20 protein-coding genes are annotated in these 24,313 nt (G+C 69.0%); 11 read left to right on the top strand and 9 right to left on the bottom strand.

The genetic code is table 11. The features are described from left to right. Positions 1-6: 6 nt before the first annotated feature. Positions 7-4,377 carry a caspase family protein gene (locus tag AB0L71_RS25050; RefSeq protein WP_365246955.1) on the bottom strand — a complete coding sequence of 1,457 codons (4,371 nt, stop codon included), beginning with the start codon at positions 4,375-4,377 and terminating at the stop codon, positions 7-9. Next, positions 4,370-5,293: a hypothetical protein gene (locus tag AB0L71_RS25045; RefSeq protein WP_365246953.1), complete on the bottom strand. Its 924-nt coding sequence runs from the start codon at positions 5,291-5,293 to the stop codon at positions 4,370-4,372. Before AB0L71_RS25045 ends, AB0L71_RS25050 begins: the two co-directional genes overlap by 8 nt. A gap of 265 nt (positions 5,294-5,558) precedes the next feature. Here AB0L71_RS25045 and AB0L71_RS25040 point away from each other — a divergent pair, with 265 nt between their 5' ends. From AB0L71_RS25040 to AB0L71_RS25010, 7 genes are all read left to right on the top strand, one after another. Continuing rightward, positions 5,559-5,975: a hypothetical protein gene (locus AB0L71_RS25040; RefSeq protein WP_365246951.1), complete on the top strand. Its 417-nt coding sequence runs from the start codon at positions 5,559-5,561 to the stop codon at positions 5,973-5,975. Next, the gene (locus AB0L71_RS25035; RefSeq protein ID WP_365246949.1) at positions 5,972-7,756 is read left to right on the top strand and encodes an alpha/beta hydrolase; all 1,785 of its coding nucleotides are present in this window, start codon (positions 5,972-5,974) and stop codon (positions 7,754-7,756) included. Before AB0L71_RS25040 ends, AB0L71_RS25035 begins: the two co-directional genes overlap by 4 nt. Before the next feature lie 98 nt (positions 7,757-7,854). Continuing rightward, the gene (locus tag AB0L71_RS25030) at positions 7,855-8,310 is read left to right on the top strand and encodes a hypothetical protein (protein WP_365246947.1); all 456 of its coding nucleotides are present in this window, start codon (positions 7,855-7,857) and stop codon (positions 8,308-8,310) included. A gap of 284 nt (positions 8,311-8,594) precedes the next feature. Then, on the top strand, positions 8,595-11,066 hold the full coding sequence (locus AB0L71_RS25025; RefSeq protein ID WP_365246945.1) for an alpha/beta hydrolase: 2,472 nt from the start codon (positions 8,595-8,597) through the stop codon (positions 11,064-11,066). Next, positions 11,063-11,674: a hypothetical protein gene (locus tag AB0L71_RS25020; RefSeq protein WP_365246943.1), complete on the top strand. Its 612-nt coding sequence runs from the start codon at positions 11,063-11,065 to the stop codon at positions 11,672-11,674. Before AB0L71_RS25025 ends, AB0L71_RS25020 begins: the two co-directional genes overlap by 4 nt. 112 nt (positions 11,675-11,786) lie before the next feature. After that, complete coding sequence (locus AB0L71_RS25015; RefSeq protein WP_365246941.1) at positions 11,787-12,794, top strand: bifunctional lytic transglycosylase/C40 family peptidase; 1,008 nt, start codon at positions 11,787-11,789, stop codon at positions 12,792-12,794. Between the two features lie 357 nt (positions 12,795-13,151). Continuing rightward, on the top strand, positions 13,152-13,889 hold the full coding sequence (locus AB0L71_RS25010; RefSeq protein ID WP_365246939.1) for a phosphatase PAP2 family protein: 738 nt from the start codon (positions 13,152-13,154) through the stop codon (positions 13,887-13,889). A gap of 78 nt (positions 13,890-13,967) precedes the next feature. Here the strand turns inward: AB0L71_RS25010 and AB0L71_RS25005 are convergent, their stop codons facing one another. Together AB0L71_RS25005 and AB0L71_RS25000 are read right to left on the bottom strand one after the other, a co-directional pair. Further along, positions 13,968-15,584 (bottom strand): FAD-binding oxidoreductase, encoded by a 1,617-nt coding sequence (locus AB0L71_RS25005; protein ID WP_365246937.1) that lies wholly within the window; start codon positions 15,582-15,584, stop codon positions 13,968-13,970. Positions 15,585-15,661: 77 nt separating this feature from the next. Beyond that, positions 15,662-15,844, bottom strand: a complete 183-nt coding sequence (locus AB0L71_RS25000) for a hypothetical protein (RefSeq protein WP_365246995.1) — start codon at positions 15,842-15,844, stop codon at positions 15,662-15,664. Between the two features lie 137 nt (positions 15,845-15,981). On the opposite strand from AB0L71_RS25000, the gene AB0L71_RS24995 reads away from it, so the two are divergent. Together AB0L71_RS24995 and AB0L71_RS24990 are read left to right on the top strand one after the other, a co-directional pair. Continuing rightward, a complete protein-coding gene (locus AB0L71_RS24995; RefSeq protein ID WP_365246935.1) occupies positions 15,982-16,941 on the top strand; it encodes a hypothetical protein in 960 nt (319 codons plus the stop codon). Between the two features lie 118 nt (positions 16,942-17,059). Next, entirely contained in the window at positions 17,060-17,254 is a 195-nt protein-coding gene (locus AB0L71_RS24990) for a hypothetical protein (protein WP_365246933.1), read from the top strand. 103 nt (positions 17,255-17,357) lie between these two features. Here AB0L71_RS24990 and AB0L71_RS24985 read toward each other — a convergent pair whose 3' ends face one another. Further along, a complete protein-coding gene (locus AB0L71_RS24985) occupies positions 17,358-17,717 on the bottom strand; it encodes a metal-sensitive transcriptional regulator (protein ID WP_365246931.1) in 360 nt (119 codons plus the stop codon). A gap of 207 nt (positions 17,718-17,924) precedes the next feature. Between AB0L71_RS24985 and AB0L71_RS24980 the strand changes: the two genes are divergently transcribed. Together AB0L71_RS24980 and AB0L71_RS24975 are read left to right on the top strand one after the other, a co-directional pair. Next, positions 17,925-18,545: a DUF47 family protein gene (locus AB0L71_RS24980; RefSeq protein WP_365246929.1), complete on the top strand. Its 621-nt coding sequence runs from the start codon at positions 17,925-17,927 to the stop codon at positions 18,543-18,545. Positions 18,546-18,550: 5 nt separating this feature from the next. Further along, on the top strand, positions 18,551-19,549 hold the full coding sequence (locus tag AB0L71_RS24975; RefSeq protein WP_365246927.1) for an inorganic phosphate transporter: 999 nt from the start codon (positions 18,551-18,553) through the stop codon (positions 19,547-19,549). Between the two features lie 213 nt (positions 19,550-19,762). Here AB0L71_RS24975 and pstB read toward each other — a convergent pair whose 3' ends face one another. The 4 genes from pstB to pstS all read right to left on the bottom strand — a co-directional run bounded on the left by pstB (position 19,763) and on the right by pstS (position 23,982). Further along, positions 19,763-20,539: a phosphate ABC transporter ATP-binding protein PstB gene (gene pstB / locus AB0L71_RS24970; protein ID WP_365246925.1), complete on the bottom strand. Its 777-nt coding sequence runs from the start codon at positions 20,537-20,539 to the stop codon at positions 19,763-19,765. 63 nt (positions 20,540-20,602) lie between these two features. After that, entirely contained in the window at positions 20,603-21,685 is a 1,083-nt protein-coding gene (gene pstA, locus AB0L71_RS24965; protein WP_365246923.1) for a phosphate ABC transporter permease PstA, read from the bottom strand. Further along, entirely contained in the window at positions 21,682-22,677 is a 996-nt protein-coding gene (pstC, locus tag AB0L71_RS24960) for a phosphate ABC transporter permease subunit PstC (protein WP_365246921.1), read from the bottom strand. The genes pstA and pstC overlap by 4 nt, the downstream gene beginning before the upstream one ends. Positions 22,678-22,842: 165 nt before the next feature. Continuing rightward, complete coding sequence (gene pstS / locus AB0L71_RS24955) at positions 22,843-23,982, bottom strand: phosphate ABC transporter substrate-binding protein PstS (protein WP_365246919.1); 1,140 nt, start codon at positions 23,980-23,982, stop codon at positions 22,843-22,845. Positions 23,983-24,313 lie beyond the last annotated feature (331 nt).

Below are 24,313 nucleotides of genomic sequence, written 5' to 3'. Positions count from 1 at the left end.
TCCGGCTCACGCCCGCGACGTTCGGGGCTGTGAGAACGGATCGAGGGGCGGCCCGGACATCCGCTCCCGGGTGAAGAACCCCACGTCGTTGCCGAAGGCGACCACGAGGCGGCCGTCGGAGAAGGCGAGGGCGGAGCAGCGGTTCGCCAGCCGGATCACGGTGGGCGGCACCGTGGGGCGTTGGAGGTCCCAGATCCGTACGGTGTTGTCATGGGAACCGGTCACCGCGACGGGGCGTCTGTCGAGTTCGGTGCAGAGCATGGCGATCACCCAGTCGGTGTGTCCGGTCAGCGGCGGGCCGAGAGGGCGTTGGGTGGTGAGGTCCCACATCCTCAGCGTCTTGTCGTGCGAACTGGTGACGGCGACGGGCGCTCCGTCGACCTCGATGCATTCCACGGCCGTCACGCGCGCCGTGTGGCCGGTGAGCGGCCGGCCCACGAACTCACCGGTCTCCAGGTCCCGGAGGCGCAGGCTGCCGTCGAGGTAGCTGATGAGGATGACGGCCCGTCCGTCGAGTCGGGTGCAGGCCGCCGCCTCGCTCGTCCCGGTGTCCCCGGCGATCGTGCGGCCGATGGGCCGGCCGCTCTCCAGGTCCCGCACGCGCGTGCTTCCGTTGACGTCCCCTATGAGGACGAGAGGGCGTCCGTCGAGCCGGGCGCAGGAGAGTGTCACCACCGGGTGGTCCATGCGTGTCAGGGTGCGGCTGGGCCCGCGCAGGTCGTGCAGGTCGCGCACCACGACGACGTAGTCGGGATCGTGGTGCCGGGGGCTGCCCAGCGTCACCGCGACGGCGCTGCCGCGGAGCTGGGTGATGACGCTCGGCCCCGACCAGAAGACGAAGGCCGGGCCGGACGGGTCGATGGGCGCGTGCGTGCGGAGATTCCACATCCGTACGGTGTCGTCCTGCGAGATCGTGACGGCGACGGGTTCGTCGCCGAGAACGCTGCAGGAGACCGCCCTCACCGCCCCGCTGTGTCCCACGGCGGGGCGGCCGACGTACCGGTCGGTGTCCAGATCCCACACCCGAACGGTGTGGTCACGCGAGCCGGTGACGGCGACGGGACGCCCGTCGAGACGGGTACAGGCCACCGCACTCACCCCGCCGGTGTGACCGGTGAGCGGGGCGCCGTGCTTCTGGTGCGTGCGCAGATTCCACAGCTGGATCTCGCCGGTGTGGGAGGAAGCGACGGCGATCGGCACTCCGTCGATCTCTGTGCAGACCAGTCCGCTCAGTGCGCTGGAGCTGGTCATGAACGGGCCGACGAGGTGTCCGGTGGTCAGGTCCACGACCCGCAGTGCCCCGGAGGTGCCGAGGACGGCGACGGGGCGCCCGTCGATCTCCGTGCAGGCCGCTGCCTTCGCGGGGCCGTCCGGGAAGTCCAGGGGTTCCGAGATCGACCGGCCACTGCTCAGGTCCCACACCCGTACGACTCTCTGCCTGTCGCTGGTGACGGCGTAGGGCCGGCCGTCGTCCGCCGCGAAGAGCACCGCGTAGAACCATCCCGGGGGGTGGTTGAAGGCCGGGCCAACCCCTCGGTGGGTGTGCAGATCAAACATGCGTACCGTGCGGTGGGTGTGGAGCCATGTGGTGAGGACGACCGGACGTCCGTCGAACTCGACGCAGACGACTTGTTCCACCGGGCTGTCGCGCTCGGTCAGAGTGATCTCACCGAGGGATCGACCGGTTTCGAGGTCCCAGAGCTGCATCGGCCGGTCGATCGAACTGGTGAGGGCGACGTGCCGTCCGTTGATCCGTGTACAGGTCACCGCGGTGACTGCGCTGGTGTGCGCGGTGAGCGGTTCCCCGAGGGGCTGCCCGGAGCTCAGGTCCCAGATCCGCACGGTGCCGTCGTACGAGCCGGTGACGGCGACCGTCTGCCCGCCGATCAGGGTGCAGGCCACCGCCAGCACCTCGCCGGTGTGGCCCGTGAGGATGTTGTGCATCGCCGGGGAGACGCTGCCGCCGGTCGCGTGGACGGGCTTCCAGGCGTGGGCGGCCATGCGGCCGACGAGTGCCTTCCGCGTCGCATGCGCCCCGTACCGTGCCGCGTCGAGCGCGAGGACCGCCCGCCGTTCGTCGGGCGGCAACGGTCGGTGCGTGCCGATCGACGCCCGGTAGACGGCGCCGTGGAGCCGGCCCTCGGCGGTGGTGAGCAGACGCAGCTGCGGGGTGAGGGTGTCGCACGTCGCGTGGACCAAGTAGTCGGGGTCCTGCAGCAGTTCGTCGAGTACGCCGCCGAGCGCGGCATGGGTGGCGACGTGGCGGCGGAGGTACGGATGGGCGCGCGACCAGTCCGGGGCGGCATCGGCCCCGTACGGGACCGTTGCGCGCAACGCCGAGGCGAGGGCCGCGTGCACGGCCTGCGCATCCTGGCCCGTACGGAGGTACTCGGCCATCGCCTCGTGGTACAGCCGGTACACCGAGCGGCCGTCCTCGATCGACTCGACGATGTACGAGCCGGCGGTGGTGCGCAGTTGCCGCAGGTGCTCGTTGGTGTAGCGGTTGCCGGAGACCGCTGAGGCGGCGGGGGCCCAGATGTCCTCCCACGGCAGCCCCTGGCCCTGGGCGAAGGCGAGCGGGCGCAGCAGATCCATGATCTCGGGGGCCCGGTCGCCGAGGCGTCGGGTGAGGTCGTTGTGGATGGCTTCGCCGGGCATCCGCGGCAGTGCGGCGATCCAGTCGGGGGCGTGCGGGTCGGGGATCGACGGCGAGGCGGCGAGGGTGCCCGCGGTGATCCGGGCGACGAGGAAGGACCGGCCCGCCGCTCGGGCCACTTGGCGTGCGACGGCGGTGAGCAGGGCGCCGTCGCAGTGCAGGTAGGGGGAGTGGGCGTGCGCTCCGCACAGGTTGCGGAGCGCATAGGCATGGACGGCATCGGGGTCGGCGTACCTCGCGGAGTCGAGGTCGATCTGCCCGGCGTACGCGTCGAGTTCACGGGCGGCAGGACCGACACGTTCGGTGCTTCTCGGTAGGAGCCGTTCGAGCAGGTGGGGGCGGGTGCCCAGGAGCAGGCGCAGATGGGGTGTGCCGGGGTCGATCAGGGGGCGCAAGATGTTGCGGCAGAGGCTCTCGGGGGTGACGGCCTCGTCGATCGCGTCGATCAGGACCGTCAGTGGTCGATGGTCGGGTCCGGCCGTTCCCGGTCTGTTCTCCAACTGGTCGACCAGTTCGGACACGGTGTCGGCCGTGACGCGGGCGGCGGCGGCGATGCCGTGCAGGATCTGCTGGTCGGTGAGGCTCTGGGCGTAGATCGCGGCGTCGAGGATGCGCGGCGGCGGAAGGCTGATCGCGGAGAGTCCCATGGTGTCCAGCGGAACCGTACGACGTCGCTCGGGGTCGCTGAGGGTGGCCAGGAGGCCGAGTACCGCTGTCTTGCCGGAACCCGGGCCGCCGGTGACGGCGAGCGAGGGCAGCGCGGGCGGCAGGTCGACCAACCATCGGGAGATGTCCGCGAGGGCGTCGTGGCGGCCGGAGAACCACCAGCCCGACCGGTCGGGATCCGAATGGCCCTGTGCGCGGTTGAGGAAGCGGCTCGCGTACTCGACGGCACGTCGGTCGGCCTGGCGTTCCCATTCGTGTCTCTGTTGCAGGGCCAGGTCGAAGTGGCCGAGCCGTCGGCCGTGACGCAGGTTGGGCAGGAACGGCGGGATCGTGCCGGTCAGGCCGATGATTTCCAGCCCGATCGTCTGGTGTGCGGGGCGTCTCGGTGCGTTCTTCATCGCGCTGACGACGGCGTCGAGTGCGAGTGTCTCGGGGGTGTAACCGGCCGTGGCCAGGCTTTGAACGGCCTGGGAGAGGAGCTCGGGGAAGGCGCCGGACTCGGCGAGTTCGTTGGGCTGGGCGGAGGTGAGGATCACCAGCCCGGACTCCCCGTCGTCGTTCCATCGGCCCTTCAAATGGGCCATGGCGGCCAGAAGTTCATTGCCGCCCTGGCCGGAGAAACAGGTGTCCAGCATCAGCAGGAGCCGACGGACCTTGGTGCCCCGCAGGATCTTGCGGGCCAGGGTGAGGGTGGGCAGGGCGTCGTCGATGTCGTCGGGGTCGGTGTCCGAGGTGAGGATGACGTGCTCGCCGTCGTCGAGGACTTCGCCGTGGCCCGCCAGGTAGACGGCGAGGAGGTCGTCGGGGCGGCGGTCGGGGGACTTGCTGAAATTCCTTAGTGCGGCCAGGAGTTGGGCCTCGGTGGGGTCGACGCCGAGATCGGAAACGTGCTCGTAGGCGAGGTGGGTGGTGAACAGGTCGATGACCCGGTTGCGTGCGTCCGCGAGGTCGGGGCGGTCCCACTCCAGGTGGGTGGGGACCTTGGGGTAGTTGGTGACCGCTGTTGCGATGAGATAGCGGCGTGGGGGGAGGGGAGCGGAGCCGGACTCAGTCATGGCGGGGGGTGTCCCGGTCGTGCCGCAGTCCTTCGGCCACGGCCGAACCGGTCTCGGCGGCCGTCAGATACGCGGTCGCGTCGTGGGCGTGGGAGCCGTTGTGCACGGTCCTGCCGTCGAGGGCAGGGCCGAAGAGCAGGGACAAGTCCTTGACCGAGGCGACGATGTCGCCCTCGTCGACCACATTGGTCCAGTGCGGGAAGGCGCCGACCGATCCCGGTTCGTGAAGGGGCTCCGGTGCGGGATGGCCCGGGTCCGGGGTGCCGGGCCATGCGCCGGGGCGAGGCAGGAGCCGGTCGAAGACCATCCGCATGCCGAGCGGTGAACCCAGCGTGACCAGCGCCTTCACGGGGTGCCCCGGCATCGCGCACAGGGCCTCGTACGCGACGACGGAGCCGAGCGAGTGGCCGACCACGACACGGGTCTCGGGGCCGATCCGTTTCTGGACCCGTCGGCGGGCAGCGGTACGCAGGTCGGGATCGAGGAGGTAGCGGCGTACCTGCTTCAGATCGAGGACGAGCGCCCGTAACGAGACGTCGGCGAAGAACCGGGAGCGTTGCAGGGCCCGTAACGCCGTCTGCGCGACGCGAGGGGAACGGGCCAGGGTGGTGGAGCCGGTGGCCGGAGGAACGGCGGGGTCGATCTGTGCTGCCTGCTGCCACCAGGCGAGGAGCAGGTCGAGTTCGAATCCGTCCATGACGTCGGATGCGGTGAGCAGGGGGTCGCCCACGGCCAGGGTCCGGCCTGGAGGACGGAACAGGTCGCCGTAGAAGGCCATGGCGAACTCGCCGTCGGACAGGTCCTGTTCGCCCGCGTTGAGGAGCCCGTCGGAGAGAGCCGGAAGCCATTCGCTGCGCAGCGTCTCGCTCCCCATGAGCTGCTTGCCCACACCGTGCACGCCCACAACTCGATTCACACCGCACCCCGTTCTGTGCCTGCTGTGACGCACGTGTGTCAGCGGTTCGCCAACTCACTGTAGAAGCGAACGTTGTGGCGCGACCACCCTCGTCGGCGGGATCCGGTCAACCAGGGGGAACGGGCACAGCGGCAGCCCGTTCGGGTGAACCGCGCGGCTCGGTAGGCCGGTCCCGCGGGGCGTCACGCCGGGTGCTGTGTTCGCCCCGGCGTGTCGGCGGCACGGGATTTGGCACAGTGCCGCTCCACGATCAAGGCGGAACGGGGTGGCCGGAGTGGCAGTGGTGGGGCAACCGGGGCGGCAGCGGCTGAGCGATCTGGCCGGGTATGCGGGTGGCGGTGGCGGGGACGGCAGTGGGGTCGGGGGCGGGGATGTGCTGAAGCACAGCGACGGTGCCTGGCTGCGGGCCGCTGGTGGCGCGGAGGCGATGTGTACGCACCTCGGCCCGGTGAGGTCGGAACTGGAGATCGCGCACGAGGGGCTGAACGCGGGAACGGACGGGCTGACCGCGTTGGCGGAACTGGGACCCGTACGGGCGTCGTGGGAGCGGCGGTTCGAGGCCGCGCGGGCCGAGTGCGGGGCCTTGGCCGGGAAGCTGCGAGCGGTGGTCCGGCTCCAGGGCGGGACGGACGAAGCCGTGAAGGCGTCGTTGGTATCGGTGGCGTGTGGTGGTGAGCGATGACTCTGACGTGGGCGCAGTTGAGGGACCTGAAGTGCGGTGAGCTGGAGGGCGCGGCCGACGGCTGGGGCAAGGCGAGCAACCGTGCCGACGCGGGCCGGGACCGGATCGAGACGCAACTGCTGAACGGGCTGCGCGGTACGCAGCGGGGGCTGGCCGCCGAGGCGGCGGTCGGCCGGCTGCAGCAGATGAGCCGGAACCTGCAGTACATCTACACGGAGTGCGGGCTGCTCCGGACGGCCCTCAACAGCATGGCGCACGAACTGCGTGCACAGCAGCGGGCGTTGAACGAGGCTCTGGATGACGCGGACAGTCTGGGATTCACCGTGCACAGGGATGGCTCGGTGACGTATCCGGAGGCCGGCGAGGGCCTGATCGACGGCAAGCCGCTCCCGGGCGGGAGGGCGTCGGCGGAGGCGATGCCGGGCCTGCTGCCGGCCTCGGGCCTCGTCGGACCCAACCCGAACGCGGCGAAGGCGCAGGACATCGCGGACCGGGTGGCGAAGGCGGTACGGACGGCGTCGCAGATCGACTGGCGGTGCGCCCGCATCCTGCGGGGCCTGCGAGCCGAGGAGGGCCTGAAGGTACCCGACGCCACCTGGGCCGACGCGGCGGGCGACGCGTCCGCGGTCCGGGACGCGGCCCGCGGTTACCTGAAGGAAGCCATCCCCCACGACGCGACTCCCGCCGAGCGGAAGGCGTGGTGGGCCGGCCTGACGGGCGAACAGCGCGAGGAGTACCTGGCGGTGTACCCGGACCAGATCGGCAACTTGGACGGCATTCCGGCTGTGGTGCGGGATGCGGCGAACCGGGACAACCTGCAGCTGTTGATGGGGAAGCTGGAGGGGCGGGATGACGCGGAGTCGGAGGCGCAGCTGGCGGGGATGAGGGAGATCGACCGGCAGTTGCGGGCGGGGCGGCAGCCGCCGATGTTCCTGCTCGGGATCGGGGATGAGGGGAACGGGCGGGCGATTGTCTCCTTTGGGAATCCGGATACGTCTCGGAATGTGTCAGCGTATGTGCCGGGGTTGAACACTTCGTTGGACGAGGATTTTGCCAAAAATGATCTCAAGCGCGCATGGGATACGGCGAAAGGGGTGTCTAAGTATGATCACTCCAGTGCGGCGATCGTCTGGCTTGGGTATGACGCCCCGCAAACACCGGACGGACTGGCGAGTCTATCGGTTATGGGTGATAAGAGAGCTGAGGAAGGTGGGAAAGCATTCAATGGATTCATGGCCGGAATCTCCGCAACCAACGAGAAGGGAGGGCCGCACCTGACGGCCATTGGTCATTCTTATGGTTCGCGTACGGTGGGGGCTGCTACGCAGCATGCCGGTGGGATTCCAGGAGTTGACGACATCATTCTGGTCGGAAGTCCTGGAGTTGGTGTGGATCGTGCCGAGGATCTCGGTGTGGGGAAGGGGCACGTCTTCGTCGGTGCTGCAGAAAATGATGTGGTGACCAAGCTTCCGTCAAAGCGGCAGAGTGCAGTGGGCCTAGTGGGGTTGATTGCTGGTGGGCCGGGTGCTGCCTATGTGGCAGGTGATGTCGCCGACCGTGGAGACGACGACCTCTGGTTCGGAAGAGACCCAGCGAGTCGCGCATTTGGTGCCCAGCGATTCCCTGTGGATGAGGGGCCTTCGCTGGTCAGTAGCAGTGGATTCTCTCTCGGGGCTCACTCTCAGTACTTCGACCCGCAGCGAGATGCAGTATCGGCAGACAGTATCGCCCTGATTGCAGCGGGGAGATCGCATCAGGTCAAAAGAGAGGATCTCCGTTGAGGTATCGATTTCAGGCGGCGATATTGATGTTGGTGTGCGTTCCGTTGTTTGGTTGCGCAGACGGATCCGTTTTGCCGGATCGAGAGAGGGGGGCCGGAATGAATATGCAGGATGCGGCCGACCGTGCTGACGGAATCCTTGACGCAGTATTAAAGGAAATCAAACCGGAAGTTCAGTGGGCGCACGGACCTACAAGCGTGGGAGGCTGTGATGTGTCTCGCATGCGTGTCGTTATGACTGTAGTCTCTGAGGGGCGCAGAGGTAGCTTCTTGGGGTTGGTTGATCGCTTCTGGCGTAAGAGCGGATACAGGATCAAGGCCGTAAACAATAATGCGGACGTTCCGGCAATCTATGCGCAGACGAAGGACGGGTTCGGGGTCAGCCTAAGTATCGGAGGCAAGGGACAAGCGTTCTTCGAAGTCGACAGCCCCTGCGTGGAAGAGTCCGAAGTAGCCGAGTCCACCACTCCGCCGAACGGACCCGCCTATGAAGGCGTCTATCCCCTTCCCCGCCCCAACGTTCGTTCCGACTTCTGGTCCGCCGAGGCTACCTGATTTCATGGCATAGCCCCCAATGACCCGTAAAGAGCCTGCCAGTGAGGGTATGTGATGGCCAGTCACGTCGTCATTTGAGTCTTGCATTGGGTCCAGGGGCCCATGCCGCGCACCGTGTTGGTGTGGTCGCATACAGACACCGTTGAAGTGTCGCTGCGCCCACTCACCAAGCTGGGAGACTCGTTGTGTCTGGCATACGAGAGTTAGCGGTTCCGGGTGGCGCGGACGTGGGTGCTGCTGAGGTCCGTCCGGGCAGGCAGTCGTTATCGCGTCCCCTGCAAGCGGTGCTGGTTCTCGTCCGACTGCTCTTCGTCGTCACCGTCGTGGGTGCGATCGACGCGCTGGTCGTGGCCTCGTCCGTCGATGCGGTGGACGGCCACTTCCTGGGCATGGTGCTGTACGCCGCACTGCCCGGCATCACCGGCTTCATCCTGTCGCTCTACCTGCGTACGGGGGGTGTCTGGATCTGGCGCGGGCTCCTCGCCGTACACGCCTGGCTCACCCTCGGCGCCCTGGCCACACTGAATGAGGCCAGCGACGGGCAAGGCGTGACGCAGCTGGTGATGCCGGTTGCTGTCATCGTTCTGCTGCTCCGGCCCAGCGCCCGCGAATGGTTCGGGCTCAGTCCTGAACAGCGCCTCGAGCACCGGCCGTTCAGCGTGGCGCGGATGATTCGGTGGCGTCGGGATGCCGGTCAGACCGCGATGGAATACCTGGGCCTGATCCTCGTGGTCGTGGCCCTCATCGGTGGGATCGTGGCGACGGGCATCGGCGGCCAATTGACCGGCGAGATGCGCAACGCCATCTGCCAACTGACCGGTAGCGCCTGCCCGCCGCCCGATGTTCGTGTGATCGCCGGCGAGGGCTCGGACACGGGTGACGGAGGCGGAGGCCCGACCGGTGGCGGCTCCGACTCCGTCGGTGGGGCGGGCGCAGAGGGCTCGACCGTGACCGGCGGAAGCGGAACCGGTGGCTCGGACGCATCCGGAGGTTCGGGAGCGTCCGGGGGGTCGGATGCTTCCGGTGGCTCCGCTTCGTCAGGCGGCACCAGTGGCACCGGCGACATCAGTACGGGCGGCACCGATGCCTCGGGCGGTTCCGGGAGCGCAAACACCTCCGGCAGCGCAGACACCTCCGGAACCTCCGCCGGCTCCACCAACACCACCGGATCCACCAACACCACCGGATCCACCAACACCACCGGATCCACCAACACCACCGGATCCACCAACACCACCGGGTCCACCAACACCACCGGATCCACCGAATCCGCCACCGGCGGCTCCACCTCACCGGTCGACGCGGGTAGACCCAGCGCCGACGCGACCTCCGCCCGCCCCTCCAACGGCAACTTCCTCACCGGAGTCGTCGGCGACGACGGCCTGTGGGGCGATGTCAGCGGCGCCGTCGACACGGTGCTGCACCCGGCCGACCGGGCCAAGGGCATCGCCGACCAGTACGCCCAGGCCGCACGCGACGCGCGAGGTCAGTGGAACAAGGGTCAGTTCATGACCGCCGCCTGGCACATGACCACCTCGTCCGGCGGTGGCGGCGGAGCGGTCGCCGGGCTGCCCGGGTCCGGTACGCGTGTCGAGGGGGCGGTCCGGGACGCCGAGCGGGCCTACCTCAACGAGCGCATCCCGACCAGCGCCACCCCGGCTCAGCGCGCGACCTGGTGGAAGGGGCTCACCCAGCAACAGCGCGACCAGTACCTGGACCTCTCCCCGGACCGGATCGGCAACCTGGACGGCATCCCGGTGGCGGACCGGGACGCGGCCAACCGCAGGAACCTCCCCGCGCTGATCTCCAAACTGGAGGGGCAGACCGACTCGAAGTCGAAGAAGCAGCTGGCTGGGGTGCGGGAGATCGAACGGCAGTTGCAGGAGGGAAGCCAGCCGCCGATGTACCTGATCGGCATCAGCGACGAGGGCAACGGGCGAGCGATCGTCTCCTACGGGAACCCCGACACCTCGCAGCACGTCTCGGCCTATGTGCCGGGGCTGAACACCTCGCTCGACGAGGAATTCGCCAAGGGCGGTCTCAAACGGGCCCGTGACACCGCGATCGGTGCCCAGGGGTACGAGCCGTCCACCGCGTCGATCGTCTGGCTCGGATACGACGCCCCGCAGACGCCGGACGGGCTGCACAGTCTGGCGGTCGCGGGCACCGGCCGGGCGAAGAAGGGTGCTGTGGCGTACAACGAGTTCATGGCCGGCATCTCGGCCACCAACCAGAACAAGGACCCGCACATCACGGCCATCGGCCACTCCTACGGTTCCCTCACCGTAGGCTCCGCGACCCAGAACAACGGAGGGATCCCGGGGGTGGACGACATCATCCTGGTCGGCAGTCCGGGAGTCGGCGTGGACCGCGCCGTGGACCTCGGTGTCGGCAGCGGGCACGTCTTCGTCGGTGCCGCGGAGAACGACCCGGTGACCAAGCTTCCGTCCAAGACCCAGACCGTCGTCGGTGCGATAGGGATGATTCTGGGGGGTCCGGCGGGTGCGTACCTCGCTGGAGATCTGGCTGACCCGGGCAACGACGACCTCTGGTTCGGCAAGGACCCGGCGAGCAAGGCCTTCGGAGCCCGGCGCTTCCCGGTGGCCCCCGGACAGCCCATGCTCGGTACCGGCGGCGTGAGCTTCAGCGCGCACTCCAACTACTTCGATCCGGTACGGGACGCCATGTCGGCGGACAGCATCGCTCTGATCGTGTCGGGGCACTCCGACCGGCTCAAGATGGAGGAACAGCGATGAAGCACAGGCGTAGGTTCCAGATCGTCGCGGTGAGCCTGGCCGTCGGCTTCGCCCTGTCCGGCTGCGGAACCGAGGGCGGGCGGTCGAGCGGCGGCAGTACCAACAAGCCCACCCAGAGCACCCAGAGCACCGAGAGCCCCAAGGGGAGCGGCATGAACATGCAGGAGGCCGCCGAACGGTCCGATGGAATGCTCGACGCCGTACTGAAGGAGATCCGTCCCGAGGTGCAGTGGGCGCACGGCCCGACGACGACGGGCAGCTGCGATGTGACGCGCAGGCGCACCGTGATGACCATCGTGTCGGCGGAGCGTCGGCAGGAGTTCCTGGACCAGGTCGAGAAGTTCTGGCGCACGAGCGACTACCGCATCAAGGCCAAGAACAACGACGAGGAGTTCCCGGCGGTCTACGCGCAGACGAAGGACGGCTTCGGCATCAGCGTGAGCGTGCGGGGCAAGGGGCAGGTGTTCTTCGAAGCGGACAGCCCCTGTGTGGAGGAGTCGAAGGTCGCCGACTCCACGTCCGAGCCGAACGGGCCCGCCTATGAAGGGGTCTACCCGCTCCCTCGTCCCAACGTGCACTCCGACCACTGGTCCGGCAGGGCGTCCTGAGGGGCGGTCAGTGTGCCGGTGCGGCCGGTCGGCGCAACCGGACACGCCGGATGATTCGTACACACCCGCGAAACCGCTCATGAACACGTCCCCGATGGGGGATGGTTGAGGGGTGCGGAAATTCTGGGTGGTCGGTGGCATCGGTGTCGGCATGGCGGTGTGCTTCGTGGCGCTGCTGGTCGTCGGTACGTACTCCGCCGCCGCCGGGCTCGCCGGTGTCGGAGGCGGAGCCGTCGGACTGGCGAAGGGGGCCGTGCCCACGAAGTACCAGTCCCTGGTGGAGAAGTGGGGGAACCTCTGCTCCGCCATCAACCCGGCCCTGCTGGCCGCCCAGCTGTACCAGGAGAGCGGGTGGAACCCGCGGGCCGAGAGTCCTGCCGCCGCCCAGGGCATCGCCCAGTTCATTCCCGGGACCTGGGCCGGACACGGGATCGACGGGGACAAGGACGGGGACCGGGACGTGTGGGATCCGGCCGATGCGATTCCGTCCGCCGCCTCGTACGACTGCGAACTCGCCGGGTATGTGAAGAAGGTGCCGGGGGATCCGACGGACAACATGCTGGCGGCGTACAACGCGGGCGCGTACCGGGTGATTCGCGCGGGTGGGGTTCCGGACATTGCTGAGACGCAGAACTACGTGTCCGTCATCCGCTCGCTGGAGAAGAGTTTCGCCCGGCCCGTCGGGCGGGTGCAGCCCTCGAAGCAGGCTGCCGGGGCGATCTACTTCGCCCAGAAGAAGCTCGGTACGAAGTACCTGTGGGGCGGCAACGGCACGGCCGAGCAGGGGGGCCGGTTCGACTGTTCCGGGCTGACCCAGGCCGCGTACCGCACGGTGGGGATCGAACTGCCCCGGGTGGCGAACGACCAGTACAACGCCGGGCCGCACCCCTCTCGGGACGAACTGCTCCCCGGCGACCTGGTGTTCTTCTCGGACGATCTGAACAATTCGCGGGCCATTCACCACGTGGGGCTGTACGTCGGGGGCGGGTACATGATCAATGCTCCGTACACCGGGGCCGTGATCCGGTTCGACAAGATCGACACGCCCGACTACTTCGGTGCGACGCGGGTCACCAAGGAGGGGGCTGCGGCCCTTCCCACCGCCCTGCCGGCGGCGTGAAAGCGGCGTGAAAGCAGCAGGGAACCGGGGCGGCGTTGGCCGGAAGTCTCTGTCCAGCCCAGGGCCTGAGCTGCGACGACGAGTCACTCTTCGATAACGTCATGGTGATCTTTCGGTAGAGGGTGGAACGTCCGCAGCAGGCGTGTCGTTCCCTGAGTGGATCGGCGGCGCCGCATTGACCACGCGGAGCTGATCGGGGCATTCCGCGTGGACGGAGCGTACGGAGCAGCCACGCGGTACCGGTCCACGTACGACCGATCGACCGATCCACGCAGGGAACGAACCGACACGGGGGTTCGGCAGGCGGCGCACATGGGCGTGCTCCGTGGCAGCAGACAAGGCAAGGGACCGCGGCAGATGGCTGGACTCGCACTGGATGGGTCGAACCCCGACGTCAGCCTGCTCTACGACATCAACGGACTCGCGAAGTCCGCTCCCGCCTGGTTCGACCGGGTCATGGAGTTCGTCGGCGAGTACGGGATCATGCTCGGCATGGTCCTGGTGGTCCTGTGGTGCTGGTGGAGCGTGCGCCGGCGCGGCACGGCCGATGACGCGGTGACGGCGGTCGCCGGGATCGTCTGGGCCCCGCTCGCCGCCGGGATCGCGCTGCTCGTCAACATTCCGATCCGCGGGTTCGTGGAGCGGCCGCGTCCGTTCCGGGACCACCAGGGGCTCGATGTCCTGGTGGAGGGGAAGAACGACTTCTCCTTCGTGAGCGACCACGCCACGATGGCGATGGCCCTGGCCGTCGGGCTGTTCGTGGCCAACCGGAAGTTCGGCATCGCGGCGATCGGCCTGGCCCTGGTGGAGGGCTTCTGCCGGATCTACATGGGTGTCCACTACCCGACCGATGTGATCGGCGGCTTCGCGCTGGGCACGGCGGTCGCGCTGCTGCTCGCCCCGCTGGCGGCGCTGCTGCTGACGCCGTTGACGGCGGCCGTCTCCCGTTCGGACCGGCTCGGCCGGCTCGTGCGGTCGCGTCGCCCGGTGCCGTCGGCGTCGGTGCGGTCCGACGAGCGGGCCGGGGCCTTCGGAATCCCCGAGCCGCGGCCGGGCGCGGGCGGCGGGGACGGCGAGAAGGACCTGGCCGCGTAGGAGCGGAGGTGCCCCCCGGCCCCCGGGCAAGTACCGGCCGGGGCTCGCGGCACCGGCCGGCGCGATGCCGAGGGGGCGTCAGATCCCTTGCGGAAAAGCGAAGAGGCGGCCGGGATCGTACTGCTTCTTCACCCGGGCGAGACGGTCGGCCGCCGTGCCGTAGTAGGCCTGGCGCCAGTTCGTCAGCGTCGGGTCCGGGTAGTTCTGGTAGGCCGCTCCCGACGCGTACCGGCGCATCGCCGTGCGGGTGCTTTCCAGCCAGTCCTGTGCGGGGCCGCCGGTCGCACCGGCGCGCCAGGCGCCGATGTACTGGGCGAGCACGCGCGAACCGCGGTGGACGAAGGCCGTCGCCTGCGGGGAGACCCGGTTGATCGCCCCGCCGAGTGCGGTGAGCACGATGGTGCCGCCGCCGCCCCGGGACGCGGGAATCCGGGTGAACGCCTCGGTCCGGTCGAGCAGGGCGCTCACCCCCGCCGGGGACAGAGTGCGGTCGTAGAAGTCGGACGCGGCGGCGTACGTCTCGCGCCGGAGGGCGCCCTGTGCGGTGCGGCCGGGCGTCGTGCCCGGCAGATGGCACTGGGCCTCGGTGATGCCCGAGCAGCCCGCGTACCCGAGCATCGCCTCCAGGTAGCCGCGGCGGCGCAACGAGACGGAGGAGGCCGAGGCGCCGATCCGGTCGGCGAGCCGGTCGACCGCGTTCTGCAGGTCGCCGTAGGTGCCGAGGCTGAACGCCGCCACCGAAACGGTCGGGGCGACACCGCCCGGCCCCGCGTCGAGATGAGCGGAGGACCAGATCTCGTCGGGCTGGGACGGCCCCCACTCCTGCCAGGCCGTGATGACGGACCGGGCGCGCGACCACGGCCAGGACAGGTACGCGGTGACGGCCTGCGGGGCCGGACGGGTACGGAACACCAGCTCGGTGACCACGCCGAAGTTGCCGTTGCCCGCGCCGCGCAGCGCCCAGAACAGGTCCGGGTGCTGGGTGGCGTCCACGGTGAGGGTTCTGCCGTCGGCGGTGACGACGGTCGCCGCGGTGAGGCTGTCGCAGGTCAGGCCGTAGGCGCGGGACGCGACGCCATGGCCGCCGCCGAGGGTGAGACCGGAGATGCCGACGGTGGGGCAGGAGCCGCCGGGGATCGTCAGACCGTGGCGGGCGAGCCCCCGGTAGACGTCGACCAGCCGGGCACCCGCACCGATCGTGCCGTTCCGCTCGACGCGGGACAGTGACGAGACGTCAATGACGAGGCGTCCGTTGCCGCTCGACCAGCCGGCGTAGGAATGACCGCCGCTGCGGATGGAGACGGGGGTGGCGGTGCGGCGGGCGAAGGCCAGGCACTCGCGGATGTCCGCCTCGTGCCCGACATAGGCGATGGCGGCGGGTTTCTGGCCGTCGAAGCGGGTGTTGTAGAGCTGACGGGCCGTCGGATAGTCGGCGTCCTGGGGACGGACCAGGGTGCCGTCCAGACTCCTGGCCAGGGCGGACCAGTTCGCGGGTCCGGACGGGGAGGGCTGCGCCGGCCCGGACGGGGCCGGTGAGGCGGGAACGGTGGTCGGAGAGCTGCCGCCCGCGCCGGGCCCGGGGCTCGGACCGGAGGCGGAGGCACCGCTGCAGGCGGTCGCGGTGACGCCGGTGAGTGCTGCCGCGGCGCCCGCGGTGAGCAGGGTGCGCCGGCCGGGCAGGGACAGCGGGTTCATCGGACCTCCGGGACGGGACGCTCGGGACCGGTCGGTGGGGGGGAGAGGCTGTCGGTGGGGCGATCGAACGAGGGAGGTCAGGGCGCCGCGCGGTGTTCCGCGGCGTCCGTGCGGGCCCGGTCCCTGGAGCGGCGGGCCGGACCGGACCAGCCGCAGCCGCAGCGGGCGGTGCAGAAGGAGCCGCGTTCCACGGTCACGGGCTCGTGCCCCGAGGGCGCGGGGGTGGGGGAAGTCTGCGGTACCTCTTCGGCGGGTCGCACATGCACCCGTCCACGGTACTCGGCAGGGCCACTCGGCGGTGTGGCGTACGGGGCGGCGTGACGGGGGACACGGGCTGTCGTTATGCGAAGCGGATGGAGGCTCGGGCAAGCAGTACGTCGTTGGGGGTTGGCAGACGATGGTGGTGCAGCAGCACAGGTCCGGGAGCAGGGCGCGCGCTGTCTGCGCCCTTGCCGTGGTGGGCGTGATGGCGGCGACCGCCGGATGCGCGCGCGACAGCGACGGCGGCGACCGCGCCATGGCCGATGAGCGGGACGGTGCCGGCTCCCTGGACGCGGTCCGCCGCGCGGCCGAGGTGCTCGCGGAGACGGTGGGCGGAACCGGTGTGATGACCGGGGCCGGCACCCACGGGGCAGGAGCCCGGCCCGCGGCCGGTACCGCCGAGGTGCGTACCTCGATGGAGACCGCGGCGGGCGGGACCCGGCTGACGATCAGGGGGCGCGGGACCTACGACTTCCGCAACCAGACGGGCCGGCTCACGGTCGTGCTGCCCAAGGACGCCGCCGGTGCGGTCGAGCACCGCCCCATCACCGAACTCCTCGCCCCCGGAGCGCTCTACATGATGAACCGCGGCGCCGGAGTGCCCGCGGACAAATGGGTCAGGATCGACACGACGACCCTGGAGGACGGCAATCTGGTCACGGGCGGGGTGACCGATCCGATGGCCGCCGCCGAACTGCTGCGCGGTGCACAGCAGGTGACGTACGTGGGGAGGACCGGGTTCGCCGGGGTGGCCGTGCGGCACTACCGGGGCACCGCGAGGATCGGCCGGGCGGCGCGCGAGGCCTCGCCGGCCTCGCGCGGGGCGCTGTCCGCGGCGGCGAAGGGGTTCCATACCGACACGGTGGTCTTCGACGCGTACCTGGACGAACAGGGCCGGCTGCGCAAGGTCCGCCACCGGTTCAGCTTCGCCAACCGGGGTCCGGTCGTGGAAGTGGTGTCGACGACGCTGCTGACCGGATTCGGGGTCCCGGTCTCGGTACGGCTGCCGGACGACCGGGACATCTACACCGGGCGGATCCAGCAGGGCCGGTGGACGGCCGCGGACCGGCGGAGCGGGGCGGCTGCCCGGACGTAAGTACCTGCCGCGGCACTAGGCATGCCGGTGGGCGTGAAATGGTCCGTCCGTGCCATGCGCGGGGTGTAGCCCACTCTCTACGCTAGGAAGTCGGTGACGGCAGTGAGAGGTGAGTTACATGGTGACGCTCGGCACGCCGGCCGTATCCGACCATGTGGCGCTCGCCGAGATCGAGCTCTGCGGCGAGCTGATGATCGCCGCGTCGGCTGCGATCGGTGAACGGCTCAGCGCGGACCGTATCGACGAGGTGTTGAACGTCACGGTCATCAGCGACCGGACCACCGTCCCGCTCCAGGCCGAGCGCCGGAGGTGAGTGCCGGGCCCCGCACCGGGCCGGGCCCGCACCGGACCTCCCGGGGGGTCGGGCAGTCCCCGCTCCGGGGCGGCCCCGTATCCCTCGGACGCAGGCCCCCGCTTCAGGTGCGGAGCAGCCGGGCGATGGCCTTCGTGGCCTCCTCCACCTTCGCGTCGATCTCCGCGCCTCCCTTGACCGCCGCGTCGGCGACGCAGTGCCGCAGGTGTTCCTCCAGGAGCTGGAGCGCGAAGGACTGAAGTGCCTTGGTGGACGCCGAAACCTGGGTGAGTATGTCGATGCAGTAGACGTCCTCGTCGACCATGCGCTGCAGGCCGCGGATCTGGCCCTCGATCCGGCGCAGTCGCTTGAGGTGCTCGGTCTTCTGGTGGTGGTAGCCGTGTATGCCCCGGTCGTGATCGGTGACGACCGGGGCCGGTTCTGTGATGTCGGCGGTGGTTCCGGCGGCCTCGGTGGTGGTCATTGCTGCCTCCCGTTTTCCTGCTGCCTGCGCTGCCCTGCGTCCGTATACCCCTGGTGGGTATATGATACCGAATTCTGCCGAACCGTGACCTGGGGGTCGTGCGGATCGCGCTGTCCGATGCGCGACACTGAAGAATGCCGGTTAGCCGTGGCCGGATGATGCGCCTAGCATCAGCCTGACCGAATCCAAAGCATCTGAGGACCCCACGTGCGCTTTCGTCTGACCCCCAGGGAGACGAGCTTCTACGACATGTTCTCCGCCTCTGCGGACAACATCGTCACGGGCTCCAAACTCCTGATGGAATTGCTCGGGGCGGACTCTGCCTCCCGAGTCGAGATCGCGGAGCGCATGCGGGCAGCGGAGCACGCGGGGGACGATGCCACCCACGCGATCTTCCACCAGCTGAACTCCTCCTTCATCACGCCGTTCGACCGTGAGGACATCTACAACCTCGCGTCGTCGCTCGACGACATCATGGACTTCATGGAGGAGGCCGTCGACCTGGTCGTGCTGTACCAGGTCGAGGAACTCCCCAAGGGCATTTCGCAGCAGATCGAGGTACTGGCCAGGGCGGCCGAGCTGACCGCCGAGGCGATGCCGGGTCTGCGCACCATGGACAATCTCACCGAGTACTGGATCGAGGTCAATCGCCTGGAGAACCAGGCCGACCAGATCCACCGCAAGCTGCTCGCCCACCTCTTCAACGGCAAGTACGACGCCATCGAGGTGCTGAAGCTGAAGCAGATCGTGGACGTACTGGAAGAGGCGGCTGACGCGTTCGAGCACGTCGCCAACACGGTGGAGACCATCGCGGTCAAGGAGTCCTGAACCACGTGGACACCTTTGCGCTGATCGTGACCGTAGGTGTCGCGCTCGGCTTCACCTACACGAACGGTTTCCACGACTCGGCGAACGCCATCGCCACGTCCGTCTCGACCCGTGCACTCACGCCACGTGCGGCCCTGGCGATGGCCGCGGTGATGAACCTCGCCGGTGCGTTCCTCGGCAGCGGCGTCGCCAAGACCGTCAGCGAGGGCCTGATCGCGACCCCCGAGGGCAACAAGGGGATGGGCATCCTCTTCGCCGCGCTCGTCGGGGCGGTCATCTGGAACCTCGTCACCTGGTACTTCGGACTGCCGTCCTCCTCCTCGCACGCACTGTTCGGCGGCATGGTCGGTGCGGCGCTCGCCGGTGGGACGCTGGTGCACTGGGACGGGGTGCTCGACAAGGTCGTCATCCCGATGTTCATCTCGCCGGTCATAGGTCTGGTCGTCGGCTATCTGGTGATGGTCGTGATCATGTGGCTGTTCCGGAAGACCAATCCGCACAAGGCCAAGCGCGGTTTCCGGATCGCCCAGACGGTCTCGGCCGCGGGCATGGCGCTCGGCCACGGTCTGCAGGACGCCCAGAAGACGATGGGCATCGTGGTGATGGCCCTGGTCATCGCCGATGTCGAGAGCCCGAGCGACCCGATCCCGGTCTGGGTGAAGCTGGTCTGCGCGGCGATGCTCTCGCTGGGTACGTACGCCGGTGGCTGGCGCATCATGCGGACCCTCGGCCGGAAGATCATCGAGCTGGACCCGCCGCAGGGATTCGCGGCGGAGACGACGGGTGCGTCGATCATGTTCGGCTCGGCGTTCCTGTTCCACGCACCGATCTCCACGACGCATGTGATCACCTCGGCGATCATGGGCGTGGGCGCCACGAAGCGGGTGAACGCGGTGCGCTGGGGTGTCGCCAAGAACATCATCCTTGGCTGGTTCATCACGATGCCGGCAGCGGCGGTGGTCGCCGCCGCGAGCTACGGGGTCGTCGTCCTGCTCTTCGGGTGACCCGAGCACGCACGGAAACGGGGCCGCCCCCACTCCCTGGACGGGGAGTGGGGGCGGCCCCTTCGCCTTGCGGTGGCACCGCCATGCAGCACCCCAAGGCCGTTGGGGGGACGAGGCCGGTCCGCCGGGAGACGGGGCGGTTCGCCGGTGGAAACCAGCCACCGGACGTCACCACCCGTCCCCCGGGCCGGGCCGGCCCCGTTGCCGGGTGACCTATCCGAAGCGGCCCGAGATGTAGTCCTCGGTCGCCTGGACGGACGGGTTGGAGAAGATGCGTTCCGTCTCGTCGATCTCCACCAGCTTGCCGGGCTTGCCGACCGCCGCGAGGTTGAAGAACGCCGTGCGGTCCGAGACGCGGGCCGCCTGCTGCATGTTGTGCGTCACGATGACGATCGTGAAGCGCTCCTTCAGCTCGCCGATCAGGTCCTCGATCGCGAGGGTGGAGATCGGGTCCAGGGCGGAGCACGGCTCGTCCATCAGCAGCACCTCCGGCTCGACCGCGATCGCGCGGGCGATGCACAGACGCTGCTGCTGACCGCCGGAGAGGCCGGAGCCGGGCTTGTTCAGCCGGTCCTTCACCTCGTTCCAGAGGTTGGCGCCGCGCAGGGACTTCTCGACGATGTCCGACAGCTGGTTCTTCTTGTACGAGCCGTTCAGCTTCAGGCCCGCCGCGACATTGTCGAAGATCGACATGGTCGGGAACGGGTTGGGGCGCTGGAAGACCATGCCGACCGTGCGGCGCACGGCCACCGGGTCGACGTTCGCCCCGTACAGGTTCTCGTCGTCCAGCAGCACCTTGCCCTCGACGCGGCCACCGGGGGTGACCTCGTGCATGCGGTTCAGGGTGCGCAGGAAGGTGGACTTGCCGCAGCCGGACGGGCCGATGAAGGCGGTCACGGAGCGGGGCTCCACGGTCATCGAGATGTCCTCGATGGCGAGGTGGGAGCCGTAGTAGGCGGACAGGCCGCTGACGTCGATGCGCTTGGCCATCTGAATCACTGCTTCTTCCTGTGGGCCGCGACAGCGGCCGGCCACGCGGCAATGCCGCATATGTCAGTGCTGTGGGGCTTTCCAGCGGGCGATGCCGCGGGCCACCAGATTGAGAATCATCACGAAGGCGATCAGGACCAGGGCGGCGGCCCAGGCACGGTCGTACGACGGCTCGCTGCCGATCCGGTACTGCTCCCAGATGTAGAAGGGGAGCGAGGACTGTGCGCCTTGGAAGGGGTTGGTGTTGATCAGCTGGCTGCCGAAGACCAGCAGCATGATCGGCGCGGTCTCGCCGGCGATCCGGGCGATCGCGAGCATCACACCGGTGGTGATGCCGCCCAGCGCGGTGGGCAGGACCACCTTCAGGATGGTGCGCCACTTCGGGACGCCGAGGGCGAGCGAGGCCTCGCGCAGCTCGTTCGGGACGAGCTTGAGCATCTCCTCGGTGGAGCGGACCACGACCGGGATCATCAGGATCGACAGGGCCAGCGAACCCATCAGGCCGGACGGCTGGAGCTTCGCCATCAGCATGATCGACAGGATGAAGAGGCCGGCGACGATGGACGGGATGCCCGTCATCACGTCGACGAAGAAGGTGACGGCCCTGGCGAGCGCACCCCTGCCGTACTCCACCAGGTAGACGGCGGTCAGCAGGCCGATCGGGGCGGAGAGCAGGGTGGCGAGGCCGACCTGTTCCAGGGTGCCGATCAGTGCGTGGTAGACGCCGCCGCCCGTTTCGATGCCGGGGACACCGGCCATGGAGTGGCTCAGGAAGTACCCGTCGAGGACCTTGATACCGCGGCTGACGGTGGTCCAGATCAGGGAGCACAGCGGGACCACGGCGAGCAGGAAGCACACCCAGACGACGCTGGTGGCGAGCCGGTCTTTGGCCTGGCGCTGGTTCTCGACGACCGTCGTCGTGACGTACGAGATGACGACGAAGAGGAGGGCGGAGAACAGCCCCCACTGGGTGTGGCTGCGCCAGCCCGCCGCCGCGCCGGTGCCCACGCCCAGCGCGATCGCGACGGCCGCGAAGCCGAGGGGGGCCCAGCGGGGCAGGGCCCGGGTACTGAGGCCACTCGTGCGGGCGGGTGCTGCAGCTGGGACGGGAAGGTCCTGGATGCCGGTGTTGGCTGCCTGGCTCATGCGTTGGCCCCCGAGTACTCCTTGCGGCGGGCGATGATCAGTCGGGCCGCGCCGTTGACCAGCAGGGTGAGGACGAAGAGCACGAGGCCGGAGGCGATCAGGGCGTCGCGCCCGAATGCGTCGGCCTCGTCGAACTTCGCGGCGATGTTCTGGGCGAACGTTCCGCCGCCCGGATCGAGCAGATGCCCGGAGATGACGAAGCTCGGCGACAGGACCGTGGCGACGGCCATCGTCTCGCCGAGCGCACGGCCCAGCCCCAGCATCGAGGCGGAGATCACGCCGGAGCGCCCGAAGGGGAGCACCGAGAGCCGGATGACCTCCCAGCGGGTGGCGCCGAGCGCGAGGGCGGCCTCCTCGTTCGTCCTCGGGACCTGGCGGAAGACCTCGCGGCTGACGCTGGTCACGATCGGCAGGATCATGATCGCGAGCAGGATGCCGACGGTGAAGAGCGAGCGGGCGACACCGACCTCGGTCTTGTCGAAGACGTACGTCCAGCCGAAGAACCGGTCGAGCCAGAGGTTCAGGCCCTCCAGGTACGGGACCAGGAAGAGGGCGCCCCAGATGCCGTACACGATGCTCGGTACCGCGGCCAGCAGATCGACGACGTACGCGAGCGGCGCGGCCAGCCGGCGCGGCGCGTAGTGCGAGAGGAACAGGGCGATGCCGACAGCGACCGGGACGGCGATGGCCATCGCGATGACCGAGCTGACGACCGTGCCGAAGAGGAGGACCGCGATGCCGAAGACCGGCGGGTCGCCGGCCGGGTTCCAGTCGAAGGTGGTGAGGAAGTTGCCTTCGTCCCCGGAGACGGCGACCGTGGCGCGGTAGGTGAGGAACACGGCGATCGACGCCATGATCACGAGCAGCAGAATGCCCGAGCCCCGGGAGAGGCCGAGGAAGATCTTGTCGCCCGCGCGCCCGGTCCTGGGCCTGGCGCGCTCGGGCACCGCCGAGGGTATCGGCGGCGTGTCTGTCGGTGTGGTGGAAGCCATGGTCTTTCCGGTCTGTGTGGGGGAGCGGGGCTCCCCTGGCGGCGGTGCACCGGATGGGTAGCGGGCCGGTCCGGGGACGTGCACCGGACCGGCTCGCCGGGTGTTGCTGGTGTTGCTGACGGTGTGACAGGTGGTGCTGGTGTCCCCTCGGTGAGGAGAGGTCGGTTACGAGAGGGAGGCGATGGTCTCGCGGACCTTGGCGTTGATCTCGGCCGGGATCGGCGCGTAGCCGGCCTCGGTGAGGAGCTTCTGGCCCGCGTCACTGGCGGTGTAGGTCAGGAAGGACTTGACCGTGGGCAGCGTCTCGGCCTTGTTGCCCTGGTCGCAGACGACCTCGTAGGTCACCAGGACGATCGGGTAGGCGCCGTCGGCCTTGGTGGTGTAGTCGAGGTCGAGGGCCAGGTCCTTGCCGGTGCCCTTGACCTTGGCGGCGGCGATGGCCTTGGAGGCGTTCTCCGAGGAGGCCTTGACCGGGGCGGAGCCGCCGGTGTCGATGTCGACGGTGGAGATCGACTGCGAGGTGGCGTAGCTGAGTTCGAAGTAGCCGATCGCGCCGTCGACCTGCTTCACCTGGGCGGCGACACCGGCCGAGCCGGCCGCGGCCTGGCCGCCGGGGGCCGGCCACTTCTTCTCGGCCTCGTACGTCCAGTCGCTCGGGGCGGCCGCGCCCAGGTACTTGCCGAGGTTCTGGGTGGTGCCGGAGTCCTCGGAGCGGTGGAAGGCCTGGATGGCCTTGTCCGGAAGCTTTGCACCGCTGTTGAGCTTGGCGATGGCCGCGTCGTTCCAGTTCTTGATCTTGCCGTTGAAGATCTTGGCGAGGGTGGGGGCGTCCAGCGTGAGGCTGTCGACGCCTTCCAGGTGGTAGCCGATGGCGATCGGGCCGCCGACCATCGGGAGGTTGATGCCCTGGCCGGTCTTGCAGATCTTCTTCGACTCGGCGACCTCTTCGGGCTTGAGCGCCGAGTCGGAACCGGCGAAGCCGACCGTGCCCTGGTTGAAGGCGACGATGCCCTCACCGGAGGAGGACGACTTGTAGTTGATCTCGACGCCCGAGCAGCCGGCCATGTACTTCTGGACCCAGAGGTCCATGGCGTTCTTCTGCGCGCTGGAGCCGGAGGCGAGCAGCTGGCCCTTGGCGTCGTCGCACGTGATGTCCGACGCGGCGCTTGTCGTGCCGCCGTTGCCGCCGCTGGTCTTGTCGCTGCTGTTGTCGTCCGAACCGCACGCCGTGAGGACCAGGGCGCCGGAGACGGCGAGGGCACCGAGCGCGGTGGCACGAAGCCGGTTCTTGCGCTGAAGCTTCACTTTCGGGTGTTCCTTCCAGGAGCCGCCGAAGTCTTCTTCGTTCTGCGACGGCGTGCGTTGGGGTGGGTGCTGCGGCGTCGTGCCGTGCACCGTGTACAGCCGAAGTTAGGCAGAGGAGGTGAAGCCGCCCACGGGGGAGCGTGAATCAGGGGTGAACGCTAGGCGTACGGCGGAGTGTCCGTGCGGGAGCGCAGGGTCCTCGACTCGGTCGGTGCGCCGGATGACCGGTGGGGCTGCGGAGGGCAATCGGAGTCTCCGCTGGGGACCTTCCCGGGCCGACAAGTCAGCGACGATCTGCGGCGCTTCAACTTGCCCTTTGGGTGCGACCGAT

Origin of the sequence: Streptomyces sp. NPDC052052, assembly GCF_040680455.1 — a bacterium.
In the GTDB taxonomy this organism is placed as follows: domain Bacteria; phylum Actinomycetota; class Actinomycetes; order Streptomycetales; family Streptomycetaceae; genus Streptomyces.
Note: the sequence above shows the minus strand (reverse complement) of the source record. Positions and strands in the feature narration are given on the sequence as shown.

Coding starts and splice junctions, on each gene's coding strand:
- AB0L71_RS24995 (WP_365246935.1), top strand. CDS start 15,982: ATGGTGGTGCAGCAGCACAGGTCCGGGAGCAGGGCGCGCGCTGTCTGC.
- pstB (WP_365246925.1), bottom strand. CDS start 20,539: ATGGCCAAGCGCATCGACGTCAGCGGCCTGTCCGCCTACTACGGCTCC.
- AB0L71_RS24990 (WP_365246933.1), top strand. CDS start 17,060: ATGGTGACGCTCGGCACGCCGGCCGTATCCGACCATGTGGCGCTCGCC.
- pstC (WP_365246921.1), bottom strand. CDS start 22,677: ATGGCTTCCACCACACCGACAGACACGCCGCCGATACCCTCGGCGGTG.
- pstA (WP_365246923.1), bottom strand. CDS start 21,685: ATGAGCCAGGCAGCCAACACCGGCATCCAGGACCTTCCCGTCCCAGCT.
- AB0L71_RS25020 (WP_365246943.1), top strand. CDS start 11,063: ATGAAGCACAGGCGTAGGTTCCAGATCGTCGCGGTGAGCCTGGCCGTC.
- AB0L71_RS25030 (WP_365246947.1), top strand. CDS start 7,855: ATGAATATGCAGGATGCGGCCGACCGTGCTGACGGAATCCTTGACGCA.
- AB0L71_RS25050 (WP_365246955.1), bottom strand. CDS start 4,377: ATGACTGAGTCCGGCTCCGCTCCCCTCCCCCCACGCCGCTATCTCATC.
- AB0L71_RS25005 (WP_365246937.1), bottom strand. CDS start 15,584: ATGAACCCGCTGTCCCTGCCCGGCCGGCGCACCCTGCTCACCGCGGGC.
- AB0L71_RS24985 (WP_365246931.1), bottom strand. CDS start 17,717: ATGACCACCACCGAGGCCGCCGGAACCACCGCCGACATCACAGAACCG.
- AB0L71_RS25010 (WP_365246939.1), top strand. CDS start 13,152: ATGGCTGGACTCGCACTGGATGGGTCGAACCCCGACGTCAGCCTGCTC.
- AB0L71_RS25035 (WP_365246949.1), top strand. CDS start 5,972: ATGACTCTGACGTGGGCGCAGTTGAGGGACCTGAAGTGCGGTGAGCTG.